Source organism: Micromonospora sp. WMMB235 (genome assembly GCF_001855515.1).
GTDB classification, from domain to species: domain Bacteria; phylum Actinomycetota; class Actinomycetes; order Mycobacteriales; family Micromonosporaceae; genus Micromonospora; species Micromonospora aurantiaca.
The window spans coordinates 4,065,635-4,088,345 of sequence record NZ_MDRX01000001.1 but is presented as its reverse complement, the minus strand read 5'-3'; the positions used below and the strand labels follow the sequence as shown (position 1 = coordinate 4,088,345).

Here is a 22,711-nt window from a genome sequence, read left to right as displayed (position 1 = left end):
TCGGGAACCCAGGTGGAAGGACGTGGCTTTCGGATGGACGCCGGACTCAAGCGCGAACTCGAGGCGAAGGTGTACGCGGGGGAGCGGCTGACCCGCGAGGACGGCATCGCCCTCTACGCCAGCGACGACCTGACCTGGCTGGGCCGGCTGGCCCACCACAGGCGTACCGAGCTCAACGGCGACCGGGTGATGTTCAACGTCAACCGGCACCTGAACCTGACGAACGTCTGCTCCGCGTCGTGCGCGTACTGCTCGTTCCAGCGCAAGCCGGGCGAGAAGGACGCCTACACGATGCGCATCGACGAGGCCGTCCGCAAGGCCAAGGAGATGGAGGACGAGCAGCTCACCGAGCTGCACATCGTCAACGGCCTGCACCCGACGCTGCCCTGGCGCTACTACCCGAAGGTGCTGCGCGAGCTGAAGGCCGCGCTGCCGAAGGTCAACCTCAAGGCGTTCACCGCCACCGAGGTGCAGTGGTTCGAGAAGATCAGCGGGCTCACCGCCGACGCGATCCTCGACGAGCTGATGGACGCCGGCCTGGAGTCGCTCACCGGCGGTGGCGCGGAGATCTTCGACTGGGAGGTCCGGCAGCACATCGTCGACCACAACTGCCACTGGGAGGACTGGTCGCGCATCCACCGGCTGGCCCACTCGAAGGGCATGAAGACGCCGTCGACCATGCTCTACGGCCACATCGAGGAGCCCCGGCACCGGGTCGACCACGTGCTGCGGCTGCGTGAGCTGCAGGACGAGACCGGTGGTTTCCAGGTCTTCATCCCGCTGCGCTACCAGCACGACTTCGTCGACTCGGCCGACGGCAAGATCCGTAACCGGATCCAGGCCCGGACCACGATGGCCTCGCCGGCCGAGTCGCTCAAGACGTTCGCGGTCTCCCGGCTGCTGTTCGACAACGTGCCGCACGTCAAGTGCTTCTGGGTCATGCACGGGCTGTCGGTCGCGCAGCTCTCGCTGAACTTCGGCGTCGACGACCTGGACGGCTCGGTGGTCGAATACAAGATCACCCATGACGCCGACTCGTACGGCACGCCGAACACCATGCACCGCGACGACCTGCTGCACATGATCTGGGACGCCGGCTTCCGTCCGGTCGAGCGGAACACCCGCTACGAGATCGTCCGCGAGTACGACGGGCCGCCGTCGCTGGCGGAGCGCCGGTCCGAGCCGCAGCAGGTCTGGGCCTGACCTGGCGATGAGCGACGAGGAACAGCAGCGCGGCTTCCCCCGGCGCGACGCCGAGGGGCGCATCCTCACCCTCGGTGACCTGCTCGGGGTGAGCCTGGCCGGCCTGGTCATCGGGGTGCTGGCGCTGCTGGTCTTCGAGTTCGCGTTCGCCACGGTCGGCGACAGCGGCTTCGGGGGTACGAACGGCTGGCTCGCGGTGATCCTGCCGCTCTGGTTGTTCTGGGACGAGTTCCGGGCCTGGGAGTTCGGCGCCGCCCGGGTGGTGGCCGCGCTGGCCGGTCTCGGGCTCGGCGTCCTCGCCGGTCTGCTGGCCGCGGGCCTGGCCTCGGGGCTGCCCGCGCTGTTCACCGGCGCGTTGGCTGCGGCGGTGTTCACCGTGGTCTACGCCGTCATCTGGTTTCATGGCGTGCACTGGCTGGCCCGGCGTACGGGCTGAGGCACGGAGAGAGTGGGAATGCGGGAATGAGCGCGGCGGTCAAGTACACGCTGGGCCGGGTCGGGCTGTTCGTCGCCGTGCTGGCAGCCCTCTGGTTCGTCGAGATGAACATGTTCCTGCGGCTGATGGTGGCGCTGATCTCCTCCGCCGCGCTGTCGTTCTTCCTGCTGCGCAACTGGCGGGACGAGATGGCCGGCGAGATGGCGGAGGCGTCGGAGCGGCGGCGCGCGGAGAAGGACCGGCTGCGCACCGCGCTCGCCGGTGAGGACGAGCCGGGCGCCGAGCCGGGCGCCGAACGCCGCGACGGCTGAGCGGACGAACGAGGGGCCCGGCGCCGGACACGGCACCGGGCCCTTCACCGGTCAGCCGAACCGTTCACCGGCCGGCCGGGCCGTTCACCAGTTGGTCGAGCCCGGGACGACCGGCCACGGCCGGTCGGCCGGCTTGATCAGGTACGCGATGCCGCCGGAGCCGGAGGCCACCGTGCCGTTGGCCCGGTAGCGCTTGGTACGCAGCCAGATCTGCTCGAACTGCTCCCGCTTGTAGACGTTGCGGACCGCGTCGTTCGACGAGGACGCCGGGTCGTTGACGATCACGTCGCCGTCGGCGGTGAAGCCGACGATCACGAACAGGTGCCCGGAGGTGCCGTAGTTGGCGCCGTCCAGCTCGCTGGCGAGGAACGACTGCGAGGTCACCACCGGGATGCCCGCCTTGATGAACCGTTCCGCCTCGTCGAGCGAGTGCAGCCGGGTGACCCGCGCCTCCAGGCCGGGGAAGCTCGACGCGTACGCGGTGTTGAACGGCCAGTTGCCGGCGCCCTCGTACTCGTAGTCGTAGGTCATCCGGGCGGCGTGGTCGACGGTCGGGTCGGGGTAGGAGGGGTCGACCCACGAGGTGTCCTCGGCCGAGGGCTTGCGGCCCCAGTACTCGACCACCATCTCCGTCGAGGTGGGCGAGCACCACGCCTCGCCGCCGCCGTCGTACTCGGGGTACTCGCCGATGTGGATGTTCTGCGAGTAGCGCGGCACGGCCAGCTCGGTGCCCCAGGCGATGCCGCCCCGGCTCGGGGTGACGGTGAACCGGTCCGGGACGTTCGACGCCATCGCGCCGACCATCCGGACCTGCGGCGCGGCGGCCTGGCCGGGCGCGCGGTAGAGCGTCAGCCGCAACTGGTACGAGCGCAGCAGCACCCCCGCGTCGGCGTCGTCGACCGAGAACGTGTCGGTCCAGATGCTCGACCACGGGTCGCCCTGGCCGTCCAGCGTGGAGCGCTTGATGTCCTGGTCGCCGGAGGCCCAGCGGCCCATGACGTACCACGGGGTCTGTGCCCCGGTGTTGTACGTGCCGTGCAGCTCGACCTGGATCCAGGTGCCGGCCGGGGTGGCGGCGTTCCACGACGCGACCATCTCGGTGGCGTCGAAGCCGATCCGCCGCTCGGGCGAGGTCCAGGTGGCGTACTCCCAGGTGCGGGTCGTGCCGGTGTGCTCGTCGGTGAACTCGGTGGTGCCGGCCGGGCGGCCGATGGTCAGCGCCGGGTGGCGGCCCGGTACGGCGCGGGTGCCCTGGTGGGAGCCGCTACGCCAGTCGGGGAAGCGGGAGAACTCCTGAAAGGTGATCTGTTCGTCGTGCGTGACGCCCGGTCGCGGGGCTTGTGCCTGGACCGGTGCGCTGGTGGCGAGGAGGGTGAGCGCGGTGAGGCCGGCGAGGGCGGCCGCGCGCATGGGTCGTCCGAACATGGCAGCTCCACAGGGAGACGGCATCGTTGCCGTTCACTGTCGCGCTTGGCGGGAAGTTTCGCCAGATGTTCAGGCGTAGAAAATCATTGCCGAAGTGACGATCAGGTCGGGATGACCCAAGGCAAAGACAGATATTGATATGACCATGTGTCTCCTGGTGGAGTGTGCGGACAACGGGATCTCCCGTACCCCCAGGAGGTTGTCCATGGCCTTCCGCTCCTCTCCGCTCCGCCGCCGGCTGGCGCTCGCCGCCGTCATCGGCCTGACCATCGTCACCGCGGCCGCCGCGCCCGCCGTCGCCCGGCCCGCACCGGAAGGCTCCGGTGAGCCGGCCACCGTCGCCTACCGGGTGCTCGGCCCGCGTACGGCGGCCGACCGCACCGCGGTCGCCTCCACCGGTGCCGCGATCGACTACTCCGAGCACGGCGTGCTGCACGTCACGGCGACCAAGGCCGAGGCCAACGCGATCACCCGGCTCGGATTCCGGCTCGAGAAGGACGTCGTGCCGGAGCACAACCACGCCGACGGGGGCATGACCGCCAACGCGTTCCCGCCCGCCGACTCGAACTACCACGACTACGCCGAGCTGACCGCCGTGGTGAACAAGGTGGTCGCCGACCACCCGACGATCGCCCGGAAGCTGAGCATCGGCACGTCGTACCAGGGCCGGGACCTGATGGCGGTGAAGATCTCCGACAACGTCGCCACCGACGAGGCCGAGCCGGAGATCCTGTTCAACGCCCAGCAGCACGCCCGTGAGCACCTGACCGTCGAGATGGCGATCTACCTGCTCAACCTCTTCACCGACAACTACGGCAGCGACTCCCGGATCAGCAGCATCGTCAACTCCCGGGAGATCTGGATCGTCCCCACAGTCAACCCGGACGGCAGCGAGTACGACATCGCCACCGGCTCCTACCGCTCCTGGCGCAAGAACCGGCAGCCCAACAGCGGTTCGACAGCCATCGGCACCGACCTGAACCGCAACTGGGCCTACCAGTGGGGCTGCTGCGGCGGCTCGTCCGGCACGAAGTCGTCGGACACCTACCGGGGCCCGTCCGCCTTCTCCGCCCCGGAGACCGCGGCGCTGCGCAACTTCGTCAACAGCCGGGTCGTCGGCGGGGTGCAGCAGATCAAGGCGAACATCGACTTCCACACCTACTCGCAGCTGGTGCTCTGGCCGTACGGATACACGTACAGCAACACCGCCACCGGGATGAACACCGACCAGTACAACACCTTCGCCACCATCGGGCGGCAGATGGCGGCGACGAACAACTACACCCCGGAACAGTCGAGCGACCTCTACATCGCCGACGGCACCAGCATCGACTGGATGTGGGGCGCCCACAAGATCTGGGCGTACACCTTCGAGATGTACCCCGGCTCGGCCTCCGGCGGCGGCTTCTACCCGCCGGACGAGGTGATCCCGGCGCAGACCTCACGCAACCGGGAGGCCGTGCTGATCCTGTCCGAGTACGCCGACTGCCCGTACCGGGCGATCGGCAAGCAGAGCCAGTACTGCTGACCTCACCACCGGGCGGGAACCCCGGTTCCACCCCCGCCGGGGTTCCCGCCCACCCCGCCCGTCCGGACGATCTCCGCTGGTCGTGCGCTACCGTGGCACCGACCGTGCCACAGCGAAGCCGGTGTGAAACCGGCGCTGTCCCGCAACTGTGATGCCCCGTACGCGCGGCGCCGGCCTTCCGCCGGCGCCGACGGACGTGGGACGAGCCAGGTCGCCTGAGGCCCGGTCGCGACACGCGCTCTCGAGGAAGGGCGCCTCGCGGACGGGCCTTTCCCCCTGTCGGCGAAGCACCACACTCCTCGACCGACAGGAGGCCCCATGTCCCGACGTACCCCCCGGCTCTTCGCCACCGCGCTCGCGGCCGGCGTGCTGCTCCTCGGCGGCTGCGCCGAGAAGACCTCGACCGACACCCCCGCCGCCAGCGGTTCCGGCGGCGCGTTCCCGGCCACAGTCGGCAAGCTGACGCTGGAGAAGCGGCCCGAGAAGATCGTCTCGCTCTCGCCGACCTCCACCGAGATGCTGTTCGCCATCGGCGCCGGCAAGCAGGTCACCGCCGTCGACGACCAGTCGAACTACCCGGCCGAGGCGCCCCGCACCGACCTGTCCGGCTACCAGCCGAACGCCGAGGCCGTCGCCTCCCGCAACCCCGACCTGGTGGTGATCTCCGACAACCTCAACAAGATCGCCGACCAGCTCGTCGCGCTGAAGATCCCGGTCCTGCAGATCCCCGCCGCGGCCACGCTCGACGACACGTACCGGCAGCTCACCGACCTGGGTACGCTCACCGGCCACCGGTCCGAGGCGGACGCCGTGGTGCAGAAGATGAAGGACGACATCACCGCGCTGACCAAGGACCTGCCGAAGCGTACGGAGAAGCCGACCTACTACCACGAGCTGGGCCCGGAGCTGTACAGCGCGACCAGCAAGACCTTCATCGGCACCATCTACGCGCTCGCCGGCCTGGAGAACATCGCCGACGCGTCCGACGCCGACGGGAAGAACGGCGGCTACCCGCAGCTCTCCCAGGAGGTCATCGTCAAGGCGAACCCCGACTTCGTCTTCCTCTCCGACACCAAGTGCTGCAAGCAGAGCGCCGACACGGTGAAGGCGCGCAGCGGTTGGTCCGGCATCACCGCCGTGAAGAACAACCAGATCGTGGAGCTGGACGACGACATCGCCTCGCGCTGGGGCCCGCGCGTGGTCGAACTGCTCAAGGTGATCGTCGATGCCACCGCCAAGGTCCCGGCCTGACCGTGGCCCTACGACAGGCGGAATCCGCCCCGAACCCGGCCGGGACGCCCGACGCGCCCCGGCCGGGTGCCCGGCTGCTGTCCCGCCCGGGGCGGCGTGGGGCGCGCGGCGCGGCCGGTGCCCCGATCCGGCCCGCCGGGCTGCGCAAGCGCTGGCTGTTCGCCGGTGTCGTGGCGGTGCTCGTCGCGCTGGTCGCGGGCGTCTCGCTCGGCCCGGTCAGCCTGCCGCCCGGCAGCGTCGCGGCCGAACTGCTCAACCTGCTGCCCGGGGTGCACCTGGACAGCGGGCTCACCGAGCGGGAAGTCGCGATCATCACCGAGCTGCGGCTGCCCCGGGTCGTGCTCGGCCTGCTCGTCGGCGCGCTCCTCGCCCTGGCCGGCGGCTGCTACCAGGGCGTCTTCCGCAACCCGCTGGCCGACCCGTACCTGCTCGGCGTGGCGGCCGGAGCCGGATTCGCGGTCACCGCGGCGATCGTGCTCGGCGCCGGTGCGGGCGGGGCGCTGACCGGGCTGCCGATCACCATTCCGCTGGCTGCGTTCGTCGGGTCGCTCGGCGCGGTCGTGCTGACGTACCTGCTCGGCGCCGCCGGTGGCCGGGACCGGTCCCCGGCCACGCTGATCCTCGCCGGGGTGGCGGTGTCGGCGTTCTTCGCCGCCGGGCAGACGTACCTGCTGCAACAGCACTCCGACAACATCCAGCAGGTCTACTCCTGGCTGCTCGGGCGGCTGGCAACCGCCGGCTGGCACGACGTGTGGCTGGTCCTGCCGTACTTCGTGCTCACCTCCGTGGTGGTGCTGCTGCACCGGCGTGAGCTGGACGTGCTCTCCGTCGGCGACGACGAGGCCGCCGGTCTCGGCCTGCACCCGCAGCGCTCCCGCTACCTGCTGATCGCCGCCGCGTCGCTCGGCACCGCCGCCGCCGTCTCGGCGTCCGGGCTGATCGGCTTCGTCGGCATCATCGTGCCGCACACCATGCGGCTGCTCGCCGGTTCCAGCCACCGGGTGATCCTGCCGCTGTCGATGCTGTTCGGCGGCGCGTTCCTCGCCCTGACCGACGTGGTCGCCCGGACCGCCGCCGCACCCGCCGAGATCCCGATCGGCGTGGTCACCGCGCTGCTCGGCGGCCCGTTCTTCGTGCTGGTCCTGCGTACCGCCCGCCGGGTGGCGATGTGAACGCCCCCGCGGTGCGCGTCCACGACCTGCGCGTCGCCCTCGGCGGCACGCCGGTCCTGGCCGGCGTCGACCTCACAGTCACGGCGGGCGAGTGGGTCACAGTGATCGGACCCAACGGCGCCGGCAAGTCGACGCTGTTGCGCGCCGTCGGCGGCCTGCTCACCGGCCCGGGCGAGGTGGCCCTCTTCGGTACGCCGATCGGCGCGCTGCGTCGCCGCGACCGCGCCCGGATCGTGGCCACGGTGGCGCAGTCCCCTGTCGTACCGATCGGCATGTCGGTGTTCGACTACGCGCTGCTCGGGCGCACCCCGTACATCCCGCCGCTGGGCCGCGAGTCCGCCGCCGACCTGGCCGCCGTGCACGAGGTGCTGGACCGGCTCGACCTGGGTCCGTTCGCCCACCGCGAGCTGGCCACCCTCTCCGGCGGCGAGCGGCAGCGCGTCTTCCTGGCCCGGGCGCTGGCCCAGGGCGCCACCCTGCTGCTGCTCGACGAGCCGACGAGCGCGCTGGACATCGGGCACCAGCAGGAGGTGCTGGAACTGGTCGACCAGCTCCGCCGCGAGCACGGTCTGACAGTGCTCGCCACCATGCACGACCTCTCGATCGCCGGCGAGTACGCCGACCGCCTGGTCCTGCTCGCCGACGGCCGGGTGGCTGCCGCCGGGCCGCCCGAGGAGGTGCTCACCGAGGAGTTGCTGGCCCGCCACTACCGCGCCCACATCCGCGTCATCCCCGGCGACCACGGCCCCTTGGTGGTCCCCGTCCGCCCCACCTGACCCCCACCCCACCTCCCGCGCCGTTGATCTTGCACTTCAGGCCCCGGCAAAAGGTGTGTATGCCGCATCGCGAGGGCTGTAACTGCAAGATCGACAGCAGTGCCGGGCGGGCGCGGGGGGGGGTCAGCGCAGGGTGGAGACGGAGAAGAGGGCGCCGTCGGGGTCGCGCAGGGCGGCGCTGCGTCCGGCCGGGTTGTCGCGCGGCGGGACGAGGATGGTGCCGCCCAGCTCGGCGGCCCGGGCGGCGGTGGCGTCGGCGTCCTCCACCGCGAAGTACACCGCCCAGTACGCGGGCAGGTCCGTCGGCATCGGCTCGGCCCGGGGCAGCATCCCGGCGACGATCCGGGCGCCGCAGCGCCACCCGGTGTACGCGACCGGTCCGGCCGGGCGCTCCTCCGGATGCCAGCCGAAGACCAGCGCGTAGAACTCCTTCGCACCTTCCGGGTCGGGCGTGACCAGCTCGTTCCAGCACATCGCGCCCGGCGCGTTGTACAGCTCGGCCCCGCGCATCGCCATCGGCTGCCACACGCTGAACACCGCGCCGGCCGGGTCGGCGAGCACCGCCATCCGGCCCTGCTGCGCGACGTCGAACGGGGATACGACCACCTGCCCGCCGGCCGCCTCCACCCGGGTCGCGACCAGATCGGCGTCGTCGGTCGCCACGTACGTGGACCAGACCGGCACCTGGTCCGGCGTACCGGGTGGCCCGGCCCCGGCGACCGCCTTGCCGTCCTTGCGGAAGACGGTGTAGCCGCCGGCTTCCGGTTCGGGGGAGATCTCTCCGGTCCAGCCGAACAGCTCGGGGTAGAACCGTCGGGCGTCGTCCAGACCGGGCGTGGCCAGGTCCGTCCAGCAGGGCGTGCCGGGCTCGACGCCGTTCACGGTGACCCCTCTCGCCGGGGGCGGCCCGCTCGCCCGCCCTGTCGGCATCGTGGCACCGCCGGGTCGGCCACCGGGCCGGAACCGGACAAAAGGTCAGCTGAAGCGGCGTCCCTCGTCCCGCCGGTACGCCCAGCCGGCGAGCGCGGCGAGCACCAGCACCCAGACCACGAGCATCACCAGCGCCCGGGTGTCCGGCCGGAAGTCGGTGACCGCCGCCCAGATCAGTTCCACGGCGCCCCGGGTCGGCAGGTAGGGCGCGATCGCCTTGATGAAGCCGGGCGCGTCGTCCGGCCCGGAGAGCAGGCCACCGCCGAACGCGAGCGGGAAGAAGATCACCTGCGCCACCACGATCGCGGCCTTGCTCGGCAGCGAGTAGCCGATCGCCAGGCCGAGCAGCGTGAACGGCACCGAGACCACGGCGACCGCGCCCAGGCCGAGCAGGAACTGCACCGCGCTGACCCGGGCGTCGGTGGCGACCGCCGCGATCACCACCACCGGGATCATCGAGACGTAGGTCAGGACCACCCCGGCCAGGATCCGCCCGGCCAGCCGCGGCGCCGGTCCGGTCGGCAGGGTCCGGGTGTACGGGTTCCAGGGCTGGTCGCGGTCCTCGGAGACGCCTACGCCGTACTGGAAGATGTTGGCGGTCATCACCGCGAAGGTCACCATGGCGGCGGTGGCGTAGGTGGCGCCGACCGGGTCGTCGCCGGCGAACGGCACCACGAAGAAGAGCATCGAGGCGGCGGGGAAGAACGCGCTGCCCACCACCGCCACCGGCACCCGGATGATCTCCAACAGGTGGTAGCGGGCGTGGATCAGGGCGAGCGGCACGGCGGTCTCCTAGGCAGGGGTGGGCGCGGGCCGGTCGTCGGCCGTGATGGCGAGGAACGCCTCCTCCAGCGAGGTGGGCCGGACCTCCAGATCGTGGAACGGCACCCCGGAGGTGACCAGGTCGCGGACGAGCTGGTCGGCGTCGGTGGTGAGCAGGTGCACCCGCCCGTCGGCGCGTTCGGTGGTGACCACGCCCGGCAGCGCCGGCAGGTCGTCGGCGACCAGGCTGACCCGGCGTACGCCGACGATCCCGCGGATCGCCGCCACCGAGTCGTCGGCGAGCACCCGCCCGTGGCCGATCACCACCACCCGCTGCGCGAGCGCCTCCACCTCCTCCAGATAGTGGCTGCTCAGCAGCACGGTGCCACCGTCGGCGTGGAAGCCGCGGATCGCGTCCCAGAGCGCGTGCCGCGCCTCCACGTCGAGGCCGGTGGTCGGCTCGTCGAGCACCACCAGCCGGGGACGGCCGACGAACGCCAGCGCCACGGCGAGCCGGCGACGCTGCCCGCCGGAGAGGCCGCCGGTCTGCCGGCGGACCTGGTCGGCGAGGCCGAACCGGTCGAGCAGCTCGCCTCGCGGCACCGGGTCGGGGAAGTGCGCGGAGACGAAGTCGACCACCTCGCCGACCCGCAGCGTGCCGGGCAGGCCGGTCTCCTGCGGGGTGACCCCGAGCTGCCGCCGGCTCGCCGGGTCGCGCGGGTCGCCGCCGCACAGCTCGACCCGGCCGGCGGTGGGGCGGCGCAGCCCGACCAGCAGGTTGATCAGCGTGCTCTTGCCGGCGCCGTTCGGCCCGAGCAGGCCGACCAGCTCGCCGGCCCGGACGGTCAGGTCGACCCGGTCCAGCGCCAGCACGTCGCCGTAGCGGCGGCTGACCTGTTCGGCCTGGGCCAGGATCATCGGCGATCTCCTCGGGCGGAAGGGCTGTGCCTCCCCTGTCTACCGTGCGCCCGCCAGCCGCGCTGTCCCCTGACCGGGTGCTCGCATCCCCTAGTCTGGTGGCGCCGTCGACGACGGTGGAAGTTCCGACCGGACACTGGGGAGGGTCCGTGACCAGTCCGAGCAGGAATCTCGACGTCCAGCCGGAGGCGCTGAGGTCGTTCGCCGCCGCCTCCCGGGACCGGGCCGGCCGGTTCCGCGAGCTGGAGCGGGCGTTCCGCGACGGCCACGTGGCCCGGCACTCCTTCGGCGTCATGCCCGCGTCGTTCAGCCTCGCCGCCGCGTACGAGCAGCAGTTCGAGGCGTGCCTGGAAGGGCTGGCGGACGGCGCCGAGGTGATGGCCGACATCGCCGAAGGGCTCGACGACACCGCAGAGGCCTACACCGGCACGGACGTGGCGAACACCGACATGTTCAAGCCGGGCGTCTGAGGGGGCGGGATGAGCACCGAGGCGCTGCAGCGCAACAAGACCTACTTCGAGCAGATCGTGTCGGGCACGCCCGACCCGTTCAAGCCGCTGTCGAACGCGGTGCTGTGGCCGTTCGAGCAGCTCCTGGAACTGGTCGCCGGTGAGCCGGACGATCTGATGCGGGCGGCCCAGCTCGCGCTGACCACCGGGGAGGCGGTCCGGCGGATCGCCGGGGACCAGGTCGCCGACCGGGCCCGGCTGCGCGGCGCCTGGGACGGCGACGCGGCGGACAAGTTCCACGCCTCGATGGAGTCGGTCGAGGAGGCGATCGAGGAGCTGGCGAAAGGGCTGGACGGCACCAAGGAGGTGCTGGTCGACGCGGCGAACGCCGCTGTGGACGCCTTCAACCTGCTGGTCGAGCTGATTCTGGAGTTCCTGCTCTGGTTCCTGACCGAGGTCATCATCGCCGCCGTGGCGGCCGTGCTGAGCGCCGGTGTGACACTGGCGGCCACTGTGGTGCGCGTGCTGGCCCGGCTGGCCACCACCGTCGGCCGCATGGTCAAGATCGTGGCCCGGTTCGCGGAGATCCTCACCAAGCTGGTCACCAAGCTGGAGAAGGTCGCCGAGCTTCTCATGCGCTACCGCCGGGTGGTGCTGGAGCTGCGGCAGGCCAAGAAGGCGTACCGGGCGTGGAACAAGTCCGGCTACACCAGGGAGGCGTTCGCGTTCAAGATCAAACGCGCTGCGATCCTCTTCCCCGGCAAGTTCGCCATCAACCAGGCGTCCCCGGTGAACATCCCGGGCATCGGCGGCGCCCTGCTCGACACCGGGATGGGCCTGCACGACGTCTCCGACGGGCGCAAGGACCGCAACTACCTGGTGGACGGCACGTACCGCGAGGATCTCGGCCCGTACACCAACGGCGTGCAGAACGTGTTCGACTCGATCGTGAACTGAGAGGCAGCAATGACGTTCCCGGCCCTGGACCGGATCGAGGCGCTGGCCCGCAACCTGGACGGGTGGCAGCGCGAACTCGGCGCGCGGATGGCCGAGCTGGAGCAGAGCAGCGCCGAGGGGGTGAGCGACTCCGGCCTGGTCACTGTCGTGGCCGCGGCCGACGGCAAGATCCTCTCTACCGACATCAACGCGCGGGCCATGCGCTTCGACTCGTACACGCTCGCCGAGGAGATCACCTCGGCGGCGAACCGGGCGCAGGAGGCCGCCGCCGCCCGCGTACGCGAGATCGTCGGCGAGGTGATGGGCAACGCGCCGGGTGCGGAGCGCCCCGCCGACGACGGCTACGGCCACGACCGATACTGAGCCGATGGACGAGACCAGATACCGCGACCGGATCGGCCTGCTCGTCGAGCCGGGCGAGCGTGTCCTGGCCCACGCCAAGGCCGACGTCGGCCAGGGGCTCGCTCCGGCGCCGCCGCCCGAGCCGGAGTCCACTGCCGAGCCGAGCCGGCGGACGATCGGCTCGGTGCTGCTCAACGTGCTGCTGCCACTGGCCACCTGGGACCGCGGCGACCGCCTGGTCGACGCGATCGGCTGGGGGATCGCAGGACGCGGCGCCCCCGGCACCGCCGCCTCCCGCCTACATCGCGCGCTCCGCCCGCCCCGGCCCGACCTCCAGGTCCGGGAGACGCTGCTCGCGGTCACCGAGCGGCGGTTGCTGGTCTGCCGGACCGGCGGAGTCAAGCTGCTCGCCGGGCGCGAGGCCGAGGAACGCGCGCTGGCCGAGACCGCCGTGGCGTGGTCGGCCGCGCGCGGCGAGATCGCCTCCGCGCGGGTGGGCTGGCACCGGCTCAACCCGAAGCGGCTGCGGATCGACTTCACCGACGGCTCCTGGTTGTCGTTCACCGTGCCGATCGCCGAGTCCGGCCGCCCGCTGCGCGAGGTCGCCGCCGCGCTGTCCGCCTGACCGGACCCGCCCCGCCGGGCCCGCGGCGGGCCGTCGAGGACCGCGGTCGGCCGTCCACGTCCGCGCGGCCGGGCCTCCTCGTCAGGCGGTCAGCGGCGCGGGCAGCGGCTCGCGGTGCAGCACGGCCAGGCGGGAGACCGCCCGGGTCAGCACCACGTAGAGGCGGTGCAGCCCACGCGGCTCGGCGGCCACGATCGCGGCCGGCTCGACGACCACCACGTGGTCGTACTCCAGGCCCTTCACCAGCGTCGCCGGGACCACAGTGACGCGCGCCGCGGCCTCGACGTCGTCGGCCGTAGCGGTCTCGACGCCCGCGTCGGCGAGCGCCGCGCGGAGCCGGTCGACCGCGTCGTCCGCCGCGATCACACCGACCGAGCCGTCGTGCGCGAGCGCCGCCCGCACCTCGGCCACCGTCGCGGCCGTCAGGTCCTCGGCGGTACGCACATCGAGCGCGCCGTCGTTGCGCAGCGACCGGGCCGGGGGTACGTCGACGGCGAGCGCCGGCAGCAGCCGGTTCGCGAACGCCACCACGGCGGCGGGTACCCGGAAGCCCACGCTCAGCGGCACCACTGCCGCGTCCGGCTTGCCCAGGTGGGCCAGGGAGTCCCGCCAGTCGGTGGCCGCCCACGGCGCGGTGCCCTGGGCCAGGTCGCCGAGCAGCGTGATCGAGCCGTGCTCGCTGCGCCGGGCGATGGCCCGGCACTGCATCGGGGAGAGGTCCTGCGCCTCGTCGACCACCACGTGCCCGAAGCCGGCGGGCCGTTCCAGCAGCCCGGCCACCTCGTCGATGAGTACCGCGTCGGCGGCGGTCCACCGGGTCGCCTTCGCGGTGCGGCTGATCTTGCCGGAGCGGAACAGCTCCTGCTCCTCGGGCGTGAGCAGGCCGTCCGCGGCGGCGGCGAGCGCGTCGGCGTCGGTACGCAGCCGGTGCACCAGCCCGTCCGGGGTGAGCGCCGGCCAGACCGCGTCGAGCAGGTCGGTGACCGGCTTGATCCGGCTCATCCGGCGCAGCCAGGCGTCGCTCGGTGACTCCGCCCGGCGCGCCTCCGCCTGGCGTTGCAGCAGCCCCACCACCCGCGCCCGGACCCGCTCCCGGCCGGTGGCGTAGGGCAGCCCTTCCCCGCGAGTCTCGGTGACCAGCCGGTGCAGCGGGTCCAGCCCGATCCGCCACCGGTACGAGCCGTCCGACACCATGATCGGCTCGGTCGGCGTACCGATGTGGGCCTCGACGGCCCGGCGCAGCACCTCGGCCATCCGGACGTCGTGCTTGAGCGCGGCGGCGGCCGGGTCGTCGACCGCGCGGACCGGCACCCGCGCGACCAGGTCCTCCACTGTGGCCTGCTCGACCTCGACCTCACCGAGCGCGGGCAGCACCGCCGCGATGTACGACAGGAACGCCCGGTTCGGCCCGACGATCAGCACGCCCGAGCGGCGCAGCCGTTCCCGGTGCAGATAGAGCAGGTACGCGGCGCGGTGCAGCCCGACCGCCGTCTTCCCGGTGCCGGGCGCGCCCTGCACGCAGATCGAGTCGGTCAGATCGGCCCGGACCAGCTCGTCCTGCTCCGGCTGGATGGTGGCGACGATGTCGCGCATCGGGCCGACGCGGGGGCGCTCGATCTCGGCGGTGAGGATGCGGCTGGCGGTGCCGAGTTCCTCGCCCCGGTCCAGGTGCTCGTCCTCGAAGCTGGTCAGCGTCCCGGCGCTGAACCCGAACCGGCGGCGTACGGCGACACCCTGCGGGTCGCGCGCGCTCGCCCGGTAGAAGGACCGGGAGACCGGGGCCCGCCAGTCCAGCACCAGCGGTTCGCCCAGCTCGTCGGTGACGTGCCGCCGCCCGACGTGGTACTCCCGCCCGGCGTGGTCCGGGTCGTCGCCGCCGAAGTCCAGGCGGCCGAAGAACAGCGGGGTGGTCGGGTCGTCGGCCAGCTCCTTGACCCGCCGGGCCATGTGCCGGCCGAGCTGCTCGGCTGTGTACGAGTCTCCGGCCACCTTGTCGCCGGTGGAGAAGAGCGCCTCGGCGCGTTCCCGCATCCGGGTCAGCGCGGCGCGGGAGGCGTCGAGGTGGGCACGCTCGGCGGCCAGTTCGGCGTCGAGGCTCGGTATGGCGTCAAGGTCGGTTGCGGGCACGATGAACTCCGATGGCTCAACTGAGGCTCGCTCGCGTGTCCGGGGCGGTTGGCCTGCTCCCGGCGCGGGGACGTCCGCTGCGGTGCATGCTCACCGCGGCCGTCGGGCGGTCCTCCACGCTACGGGAGCACCGACAGGTCGCGCCAACGGATTTCGGGTGTCGACCGCGGGGTGTGTGTCGGCCGGTCCGGCGTGGCGGCAATCATTGAGGCATGACCGAGGCGCTTCCCGGCCGGAGCCGGGTGACGATCAGTGATCCGCAGGTGATGCGGGCACTCGCTCACCCGGCCCGCATGGCGATCATGGAACATCTCGGCACGCTGGAGGGCGGTGCGACGGCCACCGAGTGCGCCGAGATCGCCGGCCTCTCGCCGAGCGCCACCAGCTATCACCTGCGCGAGCTGGCGAAGTTCGGGCTGGTCCAGCAGGCGCCCGGGCGGGGTGACGCCCGGGAGCGGCTCTGGCAGGCGGTGAATCCGTCGTACCACGTCGAGGTGGGGCCGGACGCCGACCCGGAGGCGCGTGCCGCCGAGGCGGCCCTGGTCGAGGCGCACATGGTCCGCGACGCCCAGCGGGTCCGGGACTGGTTGCGCCGCGCGCCGGACGAGTCGCCGGAGTGGTACGCGGCGACCTGGTTCAGCGACAGCATGCTGCTCATGACCGCCGAGGAGCTGACCGAGCTGAACCAGGCGATCCAGGCGCTGATGGAGCCGTACCGGCGGCGGACCCGGACCGATCCGCCGGCCGGGGCCCGGCCGGTGGCGACGCAGTACCGGGCGATGCCCGTCGACTGAGGGGGTTGCGCGCGTCAGTTGTGAAGGATTACTTTCGAAGTATGTCCTTCACAACTGACGAGTCGCGCTGGCCGGACGTCTGGCTCGCGGCCACCGCGCGCGGCATCTCCAGTTGCGGGGACTTCCTCGCCGCCGCCACGCTCACGCTCGCCCTCCAGTCCGCCGGCGCCGGCGGGCTCGCCGTCTCCGGGCTGCTGCTCGCCGCGACGTTGCCGCTCGTGGTGCTCGCGCCGCTGACCGGCCGGCTCGCCGACCGGGTGGACAGCCGGGTGCTGCTCGTCGCCGCCGGTCTCGCGCAGGCCGCGGTCTGCCTGGCCCTCGCGTACGCGCGGGATCCGGTGCTGGTGATCGCACTCGTGGCGCTGCTCGCGACTGGGCTCGCGGTCACCCAGCCGGCGATCGCCGCGCTGGTGCCGGTGATGGTCCGGCCCGAGGACCTGCCCCGGGCGGGCGCGCTCAACCAGACCGCCGGGACGCTCGGCGCGCTCGCCGGTCCGGCGCTGGCCGGGCTGCTCGTCGGGCAGTTCGGCACCCGGGTGCCGCTGCTCGTCGACGCGTTCAGCTACCTCGCGCTGGTGGCGGCCGGGCTGCTCATCCGTACCCGCAGGGGAGGGCGCCGGACGCCGGACGCGGTCGCCGCGGCGGTCGCGCCCGCGTGGCGGCTGCGCCGCGACCCGCTGCTGACGGTGATGGTCGGCAGCGTGGCCGCGGTGATCGGCGCGGTCGGCGCGGTGAACGTGATCGAGGTCTTCTTCATCCGGGAGACGCTCGGCAGCAGCACCACCGTGTACGGCCTGGTCACCGGCTCCTGGACGCTCGGCATCGTGCTCGGCGCGTGGCTGTTCGCCCGGGTCGCCCGCCGGCTCGCCGACGACGGCGCGCTGCTCGGGGCCGGGCTGGTGCTGCTCGGCGGCTGCTGCCTGGCGGTGCTCGTCTCGGCCGCGGTGCCCTCGGCCTGGCTGCTCGTGCCCATCTGGCTGGCGGGCGGCGTGGCAAACGGCGGCAACAACGTCTTCGACCAGTTGCTGCTGGCCCGGCGGGTGCCCGAGGCGTCCCGGGGCCGGGCGTTCGCGGTCTTCGGAGCGGCGGCGCAGGGCGCGGCGATGGGCGGCTACCTGGTCGGGGGCCTGCTGCTGGAGGTGGCCGGCCCGCGCGTCCTGATCGCCGGCTGCGGCGTGGCCGGCCTGCTGGTCGTGGTGGCGCTGCTCGGGCCGGTCCGCCGCGCGGTACGCGCCGAGCGCGCCGCCGCCCGTTCGGCCACGCCTGCCGCCGTCTCCGTAGCGGCGAAGTCCGTCTGACCGCTGGTGTTAAGAAGGGGCCCTTCCTCTACCGGAGGCGTTAACAAGGGGCCCTTCCTTCCCGCCGGGTGCGGAGTTCACCACTCGATCGGATCCCCCGGCGGCGCGGCGGAAGCCACGGCGATACGGTCGGGTCATGGCCGACCGCATCGCCCGCCCCCGGGTGGGGCACATCCAGTTCCTCAACTGCCTGCCCATCTACTGGGGGCTGATGCGGTCCGGCGCGCTGATCGACGTCGACCTGCACAAGGACTCGCCGGACCGGCTGAGCGCCGACCTGGTCGCCGGTGACCTGGACATCGGCCCGATCACGCTGGTGGAGTTCCTCAAGCACGCCGATGACCTGCTGCTCCTGCCCGACCTGGCGGTCGGCAGCGACGGGCCGGTGCTCTCGGTGAACGTGGTGTCCACCCGCCCGCTGGGCGAGCTGGACGGCGCCCGGGTGGCGCTCGGCTCCACCTCGCGTACCGGGGTGCTGCTGGCCCAGCTGCTGCTCGCCGAGCGGCACGGCGTGCGCCCGGAGTACTTCCGCTGCCCGCCGGACCTGACCCAGATGCTGCTGGAGGCCGACGCAGGAGTGCTCATCGGCGACGTGGCGCTGCGCGCGCTCTACGAGGCGCCCGCCAAGGGCCTCGAGGTGACCGACCTGGGGCAGGCGTGGCACGACTGGACCGGCCTGCCGATGGTGTTCGCCGTCTGGGCGGTACGCCGCGAGTTCGCCGCCGCCCACCCGGGCCTGGTCAAGGAGGTGCACGAGGCGTTCCTGCGCTCGCGCGACCTGTGCCTGGCCGAGCTGGACCAGGTGGCGGAGGCGGCGGCCCGCTGGGAGACGTTCGACGCGGCCACGCTCGCCACGTACTTCCGGGCGCTCGACTTCTCGCTGGGCGAGCGGCAGGTGGCCGGGTTGCGCGAGTTCGCCCGCCGGGCGGCCGCGCACGGGGAGGTGCCGGCGCTGCCGGCCGGCGGCCCGGAGTTCTTCCAGGGCTGACCGCGAGGGCTGACCGCGCGGGCCGCGCGAGGGCCGGCCGCGCGGAGTCAGGCCGGGCGTGCCTGGGTCAGGTCGCCGGGCGCAGCAGCGCCTTGGTGATCCGTTCGCAGGCGTCCATGCCGTACTCCCAGCCGCCTTCGACGCCGAACGGGGTGCGCAGCATCACGCCCATCGTCCAGGTGTCGCCGATGGCGAGGCAGTTGACGTGGTACTCCTCTTCCTTGTCCCGGTCGATCCACCCGTTCTTGATGGCGATCTTCTTCTGCTGGGCCGCCGGGAACGCCTTGCGGATGCCGAAGTCGCCGGGAGCGCGTACCTGGCGCATCTCGTTGAGCAGCCACTTGGTCCACTTCGGCCCGGCCGCCCGGCCGTCGTCGATGCAGAGACCGAGGCGCGCGGTGTCCCGAGGGGACAGCTCGGTGCGGCTCCAGCCGCCGTCGGAGGCGACCTCGCTGTCGGTCAGCCTGCAGATCGAGATCAGCCGCTCGATCGAGTCCGAGCCGCCGACGTTCTCGTAGAACTCCTGCGCCCGGGTGTTGTCGCTGTCCCGGATGATCTTCGTGGCGTCGGCCAGCTTCGCGTCGCTCGGCGTCCGGCCCTCCGCGGCGCTCAGGCGCAGGTAGTCGGCCACCACCCAGGACTTGATCAGGGACGCGGTGGTGCTCGTCTCGCCCATGTTCGCCGAGCCGATGATCTTCCCGGTGCGCTTGTCCAGCACGGACCAGGCGTACCAGCCCTTGATCTTGAGGCTGTCCAGGTTCTTTGCCTGGAACGGCAGCGGGGCGATCGACGGTGAGGGGGCGACACGCGGCGCGTTGCGGTCGACGGACTGCTGCGTGGACCGTTCGCTCGTCGGCTCGGGATGCGAGTTCGCGGTGGCCTCCAGCGGGGAGCCGGGGATCACACGCAGGGAGAGGCCGAGCAGGCCGACGAGGGCCGCAGCCAGGGCGCTGAACGCGAGCGGGCGCCGGTAGCTGCCGGGCCGACGCCGGGCACCGGCCATCAGAGCTTCCCGACCGGCTGTTGCGGCACCTTGAGCGCGGCGCCGGGCTGCGGCGCCACGAGCTGGGTGGCGACGGCGGCGCACATCTTCGCACCGTACGGCAGACCGGAGCTGCCCGGGTACCGCATCATCACGGAGAGACTCCACTTGTCGGTGAACGCCAGGCAGCTGACGTGCCAGTTGCCGTCGTAGGCGAGCTGCGTCCAGCCGTTCTTCATGTGCACCGGGCCCTGCGACTTGATCGTCGCCGGCAGGCCGTCGATGATGCCCCACCGGCCGCCGCCGGACCGCGCGCCCTGCTTGCTGACGCTGCCGGCCACCTTGGTCATCTCGCTGAGCAGCCACTTGGTCCACTTGGGGCCGGCGGCGCGGCCGTCGGCGATGCAGTCGCCGAGGCGGGCCGCGTCCCGGGGGGACATCTCGGTGAAGCTCCACCAGCCCTTGTAGTCGGGCACGCTACCGGGCCTGGTGTCGGTCAGGCCGCAGATCTGGATCGCCCGCGCGATGACCGGGTCGGGCCGGCCGCCCGGCTGGGGCTTGTAGGAACCGCCCGCCGCCCGGTACACCGCGTTCGCGCCGTCGTCGTCGCTGTCCCGGATCGCCAGGATCGCCGCCTTCTTGAGCCCGGCGCTCGGCTGCTTGTCGCCGAGCTGGCGAAGGTAGTCCGCGATGATCCAGGCCTTGAGCATCGACTCGGTGGAGCTGGTCTGGTTCATGTTCTTCGCGCCGGTGACAGTGCCGGTCTCGCGGTCCATCAGGGCCCAGGAGAAGAACTCACCCTTGAAGTTCACCGACACCGGGGCGTCGGCGAGCGTCGGGGGCGCCGGCGCGGTCGGTGCCGGCGCCGGGACCTGCTCGCCGCCGCCGAGGCCGCCCGCGCCGTCTCCGCCGGAGAGCTTCGCGTACGCGGCCGGCACCAGCATGACGCCGCCGATGAGGACCGCCACGATGGCGAGCACCAAGGTCACGCGAGGTCGCATGAGTGGTGAGCTCCAGATGTCTGGCCGGGGGGACCGGCGCTTCCGCATGGGTTCGGCCCGGTCGCCACTAGGCCGGGGGACGGTGGCCTGAACGGTGACGATCATGAAGCCGAACGGTTTGCCGGTCGGAAGTCTACTTCCGGACAGCGCGGATGCCAGGTCTCGACACCCGTGACTTTGCCGGGTGGGCGGGATATTGAGCGGCTTTGCCGCCCTTGGGGTATTTCTGCGATTCGCAGTGATCGACATCACAGCCACCAGGGCCGATGGCGGCGTGCGCACGTCCGGTGACGCGAGGTGGCCCTCGAAACCTGTTACACCCTCTGGTGTCATTCGTGGCGAGCTGTAACACTGGCTGCATGTATGGCAACGACTTCGCCCCGCCGGAGGACGCTCCGGGCGGCGGCCTGCTCGGCGAGGTGGAGGCGGCGGAGGCGGCGCTGCGCGAGGCGGCGGCGCGCGCCCGGCGCGGAGGTCCGGCCCCGGACGAGGACGTCGAGGCGTACTTCGCCGACGTCATCAACGCGGACCAGAAGATCGAACCCCGCGACTGGATGCCCGAGGCGTACCGCAGGACGCTGATCCGGCAGATCGCCCAGCACGCCCACTCCGAGATCATCGGTATGCAGCCGGAGGGCAACTGGATCAGCCGGGCGCCCTCGCTCAAGCGCAAGGCGATCCTGCTGGCCAAGGTGCAGGACGAGGCCGGTCACGGCCTCTACCTCTACGCGGCCGCCGAGACGCTCGGGATCAGCCGCGACGAACTGGTGGATCTGCTGCTCGACGGCCGGCAGAAGTACAGCTCGATCTTCAACTACCCGACCCTGACCTGGGCCGACGTGGGTGCGATCGGCTGGCTCGTGGACGGCGCGGCGATCGTCAACCAGGTGCCGCTGTGCCGCTGCTCCTACGGCCCGTACGCCCGGGCGATGATCCGGGTCTGCAAGGAGGAGTCGTTCCACCAGCGGCAGGGCTACGAGATCCTGCACACGCTGGCGCACGGCACCCCGGCGCAGAAGGCGATGGCCCAGGACGCGGTGGACCGCTGGTGGTACCCGTCACTGGCCATGTTCGGCCCGCCGGACGGCGACTCGACGCACAGCGCCCAGTCCATGGCCTGGAAGATCAAGCGTTTCTCCAACGACGAGCTGCGCCAGCGCTTCGTCGACATGTGCGTCGGCCAGGCGGAGGTGCTCGGCCTCACCCTCCCCGACCCGGACCTGCGCTGGAACGACGAGCGGCAGGCGTACGACTACACCCAGCCCGACTACGACGAGCTGATGCGGGTGATCAAGGGCAACGGGCCGTGCAACCGAGAGCGCATGGCGCACCGGCGCAAGGCGCACGCCGACGGCGCGTGGGTACGGGAGGCCGCCGCGGCGTACGCCGCGAAGCGGGCGGAACGAAAGGCGGTAGCGGCATGAACAGCGCGTCCTCTCCCCTGTGGGAGGTCTTCGTGCGGGCCCGCCGTGGCCTGTCGCACACCCACGTCGGCAGCCTGCACGCCCCCGACGCCGAGCTGGCCCTGCGCAACGCCCGGGATCTCTACACCCGCCGCCAGGAGGGCGTCTCCATCTGGGTGGTGCCGGCGAGCGCGATCACCGCGTCCAGCCCGGACGAGAAGGACGCGTTCTTCGACCCGGCCGCCGACAAGGTCTACCGCCACCCGACGTTCTACGAGGTCCCCGAAGGGGCTGCGCACCTATGAGCCTGTTCGACTTCACGCTGGCCGTCGGCGACGACGCGCTCATCGCCGCGCAGCGCCTCGGTGAGTGGACCTCCCGCGCGCCCGAGATGGAGGAGGACATCGCCCTCGCCAACATCGCCCTCGACCAGCTCGGCGCGGCGCGGCTGCTGCTCACGTACGCGGGCGAGCTGGAGGGCGCGGGCCGCGACGAGGACGACCTGGCCTACCTGCGCGACGACCGCGAGTTCCGCAACTGCCTGCTGGTCGAGCTGCCGAACGGCGACTTCGGTGTGACCATGGCGAAGCTGTTCTTCCTGGCCGCGTACCAGTCGCCGCTCTACACGGCGCTGGCCGGCTGCGCTGACGAGCGGCTGGCCGCGGTCGGGGCGAAGGCGCGCAAGGAGTCGGCGTACCACCTGGACCACGCCTCGCTGTGGGTGAAGCGGCTCGGCGACGGCACCGAGGAGTCGCACCGGCGCATGCAGGACGCGGTCGACCAGGTGTGGCCGTACGTCCACGAGCTGTTCGCCCCGGACCCGGCGGCGCCGGTCGACCCGTCCACCCTTCGGGCCGACTTCGACGCCACCGTGTCCGCCGTGCTGGACGAGGCCACGCTGATCCGGCCGGAGACGGGCTGGGCGCCCGGTGGCGGCCGGGACGGCCTGCACACCGAGCACCTCTCCTACCTGCTCGCCGAGATGCAGGTGCTGCACCGCGCCCACCCCGGAGCGAGCTGGTGAGCGCGAGGA

At 72.2% G+C, this 22,711-nt stretch carries 23 protein-coding genes, 1 pseudogene and 1 riboswitch; of the genes and pseudogenes, 17 read left to right on the top strand and 7 right to left on the bottom strand.

Annotation, left to right across the window (positions count from 1 at the left end; genetic code table 11):
- The first annotated feature begins 33 nt into the window (after positions 1–33).
- The 3 genes from mqnE to BFV98_RS17720 are packed head-to-tail and all read left to right on the top strand — an operon-like array spanning position 34 to position 1,950.
- Positions 34–1,203, top strand: coding sequence for an aminofutalosine synthase MqnE (gene mqnE / locus BFV98_RS17730; RefSeq protein ID WP_013283566.1), 1,170 nt, complete (start codon positions 34–36; stop codon positions 1,201–1,203).
- 7 nt (positions 1,204–1,210) lie between these two features.
- Positions 1,211–1,639: a hypothetical protein gene (locus BFV98_RS17725; RefSeq protein WP_013283567.1), complete on the top strand. Its 429-nt coding sequence runs from the start codon at positions 1,211–1,213 to the stop codon at positions 1,637–1,639.
- 26 nt (positions 1,640–1,665) lie between these two features.
- On the top strand, positions 1,666–1,950 hold the full coding sequence (locus tag BFV98_RS17720) for a DUF4229 domain-containing protein (RefSeq protein WP_071097119.1): 285 nt from the start codon (positions 1,666–1,668) through the stop codon (positions 1,948–1,950).
- 84 nt (positions 1,951–2,034) lie between these two features.
- On the opposite strand, the gene BFV98_RS17715 is transcribed toward BFV98_RS17720, so the two are convergent.
- The gene (locus tag BFV98_RS17715; protein WP_013473537.1) at positions 2,035–3,375 is read right to left on the bottom strand and encodes a C39 family peptidase; all 1,341 of its coding nucleotides are present in this window, start codon (positions 3,373–3,375) and stop codon (positions 2,035–2,037) included.
- A 205-nt stretch (positions 3,376–3,580) separates the two neighbouring features.
- Between BFV98_RS17715 and BFV98_RS17710 the strand changes: the two are divergent.
- The 4 genes and pseudogenes from BFV98_RS17710 to BFV98_RS17695 all read left to right on the top strand — a co-directional run.
- Positions 3,581–4,900 (top strand): annotated as a pseudogene (locus tag BFV98_RS17710) (M14 family metallopeptidase); the annotation flags it as partial.
- 120 nt (positions 4,901–5,020) lie between these two features.
- A riboswitch (cobalamin riboswitch) is annotated at positions 5,021–5,114 on the top strand.
- Positions 5,115–5,221: 107 nt separating this feature from the next.
- Positions 5,222–6,154 carry an ABC transporter substrate-binding protein gene (locus tag BFV98_RS17705; RefSeq protein ID WP_071097117.1) on the top strand — a complete coding sequence of 311 codons (933 nt, stop codon included), beginning with the start codon at positions 5,222–5,224 and terminating at the stop codon, positions 6,152–6,154.
- Between the two features lie 77 nt (positions 6,155–6,231).
- On the top strand, positions 6,232–7,326 hold the full coding sequence (locus BFV98_RS17700; RefSeq protein WP_369752213.1) for a FecCD family ABC transporter permease: 1,095 nt from the start codon (positions 6,232–6,234) through the stop codon (positions 7,324–7,326).
- Positions 7,323–8,102: an ABC transporter ATP-binding protein gene (locus tag BFV98_RS17695; RefSeq protein WP_071097115.1), complete on the top strand. Its 780-nt coding sequence runs from the start codon at positions 7,323–7,325 to the stop codon at positions 8,100–8,102. The genes BFV98_RS17700 and BFV98_RS17695 overlap by 4 nt, the downstream gene beginning before the upstream one ends.
- A 123-nt stretch (positions 8,103–8,225) precedes the next feature.
- Here BFV98_RS17695 and BFV98_RS17690 read toward each other — a convergent pair whose 3' ends face one another.
- From BFV98_RS17690 to BFV98_RS17680, 3 genes are read right to left on the bottom strand one after another with little or no spacing between them, the layout of a single operon-like run.
- On the bottom strand, positions 8,226–9,032 hold the full coding sequence (locus BFV98_RS17690; RefSeq protein ID WP_221488161.1) for a VOC family protein: 807 nt from the start codon (positions 9,030–9,032) through the stop codon (positions 8,226–8,228).
- Positions 9,033–9,077: 45 nt separating this feature from the next.
- A complete protein-coding gene (locus tag BFV98_RS17685) occupies positions 9,078–9,815 on the bottom strand; it encodes an ABC transporter permease (RefSeq protein WP_013283575.1) in 738 nt (245 codons plus the stop codon).
- Positions 9,816–9,824: 9 nt separating this feature from the next.
- Entirely contained in the window at positions 9,825–10,712 is an 888-nt protein-coding gene (locus BFV98_RS17680; RefSeq protein ID WP_013283576.1) for an ABC transporter ATP-binding protein, read from the bottom strand.
- A gap of 149 nt (positions 10,713–10,861) precedes the next feature.
- On the opposite strand from BFV98_RS17680, the gene BFV98_RS17675 reads away from it, so the two are divergent.
- The 4 genes from BFV98_RS17675 to BFV98_RS17660 are packed head-to-tail and all read left to right on the top strand — an operon-like array spanning position 10,862 to position 13,085.
- Positions 10,862–11,182: a type VII secretion target gene (locus tag BFV98_RS17675; RefSeq protein ID WP_013283577.1), complete on the top strand. Its 321-nt coding sequence runs from the start codon at positions 10,862–10,864 to the stop codon at positions 11,180–11,182.
- A gap of 9 nt (positions 11,183–11,191) precedes the next feature.
- Positions 11,192–12,118: a WXG100 family type VII secretion target gene (locus BFV98_RS17670; RefSeq protein WP_013283578.1), complete on the top strand. Its 927-nt coding sequence runs from the start codon at positions 11,192–11,194 to the stop codon at positions 12,116–12,118.
- 9 nt (positions 12,119–12,127) lie between these two features.
- On the top strand, positions 12,128–12,481 hold the full coding sequence (locus BFV98_RS17665) for a YbaB/EbfC family nucleoid-associated protein (protein WP_013283579.1): 354 nt from the start codon (positions 12,128–12,130) through the stop codon (positions 12,479–12,481).
- Between the two features lie 4 nt (positions 12,482–12,485).
- Positions 12,486–13,085, top strand: a complete 600-nt coding sequence (locus BFV98_RS17660; protein ID WP_013283580.1) for a hypothetical protein — start codon at positions 12,486–12,488, stop codon at positions 13,083–13,085.
- A gap of 81 nt (positions 13,086–13,166) precedes the next feature.
- Here the strand turns inward: BFV98_RS17660 and BFV98_RS17655 are convergent, their stop codons facing one another.
- Positions 13,167–15,212 carry an AAA family ATPase gene (locus tag BFV98_RS17655; protein ID WP_071097113.1) on the bottom strand — a complete coding sequence of 682 codons (2,046 nt, stop codon included), beginning with the start codon at positions 15,210–15,212 and terminating at the stop codon, positions 13,167–13,169.
- A 212-nt stretch (positions 15,213–15,424) separates the two neighbouring features.
- On the opposite strand from BFV98_RS17655, the gene BFV98_RS17650 reads away from it, so the two are divergent.
- The 3 genes from BFV98_RS17650 (at position 15,425) to BFV98_RS17640 (ending at position 18,292) form a co-directional block, all read left to right on the top strand.
- Entirely contained in the window at positions 15,425–16,006 is a 582-nt protein-coding gene (locus BFV98_RS17650; RefSeq protein ID WP_013283582.1) for a helix-turn-helix transcriptional regulator, read from the top strand.
- A 41-nt stretch (positions 16,007–16,047) separates the two neighbouring features.
- Positions 16,048–17,304, top strand: a complete 1,257-nt coding sequence (locus tag BFV98_RS17645) for an MFS transporter (RefSeq protein WP_013283583.1) — start codon at positions 16,048–16,050, stop codon at positions 17,302–17,304.
- Between the two features lie 136 nt (positions 17,305–17,440).
- On the top strand, positions 17,441–18,292 hold the full coding sequence (locus tag BFV98_RS17640) for a menaquinone biosynthetic enzyme MqnA/MqnD family protein (protein ID WP_013283584.1): 852 nt from the start codon (positions 17,441–17,443) through the stop codon (positions 18,290–18,292).
- Between the two features lie 67 nt (positions 18,293–18,359).
- Here BFV98_RS17640 and BFV98_RS17635 read toward each other — a convergent pair whose 3' ends face one another.
- The gene (locus BFV98_RS17635; protein WP_013283585.1) at positions 18,360–19,295 is read right to left on the bottom strand and encodes a hypothetical protein; all 936 of its coding nucleotides are present in this window, start codon (positions 19,293–19,295) and stop codon (positions 18,360–18,362) included.
- Positions 19,295–20,275, bottom strand: a complete 981-nt coding sequence (locus BFV98_RS17630) for a hypothetical protein (protein WP_013473547.1) — start codon at positions 20,273–20,275, stop codon at positions 19,295–19,297. Before BFV98_RS17630 ends, BFV98_RS17635 begins: the two co-directional genes overlap by 1 nt.
- Positions 20,276–20,634: 359 nt before the next feature.
- Here BFV98_RS17630 and paaA point away from each other — a divergent pair, with 359 nt between their 5' ends.
- Genes paaA through paaC form a run of 3 tightly spaced genes read left to right on the top strand, consistent with a single transcriptional unit; the run spans position 20,635 to position 22,702 of the window.
- Entirely contained in the window at positions 20,635–21,699 is a 1,065-nt protein-coding gene (gene paaA, locus BFV98_RS17625; protein ID WP_013283587.1) for a 1,2-phenylacetyl-CoA epoxidase subunit PaaA, read from the top strand.
- Positions 21,696–21,983 (top strand): 1,2-phenylacetyl-CoA epoxidase subunit PaaB, encoded by a 288-nt coding sequence (paaB, locus tag BFV98_RS17620; RefSeq protein ID WP_013283588.1) that lies wholly within the window; start codon positions 21,696–21,698, stop codon positions 21,981–21,983. Before paaA ends, paaB begins: the two co-directional genes overlap by 4 nt.
- Complete coding sequence (paaC, locus tag BFV98_RS17615; RefSeq protein WP_013283589.1) at positions 21,980–22,702, top strand: 1,2-phenylacetyl-CoA epoxidase subunit PaaC; 723 nt, start codon at positions 21,980–21,982, stop codon at positions 22,700–22,702. The genes paaB and paaC overlap by 4 nt, the downstream gene beginning before the upstream one ends.
- Positions 22,703–22,711: the final 9 nt, after the last annotated feature.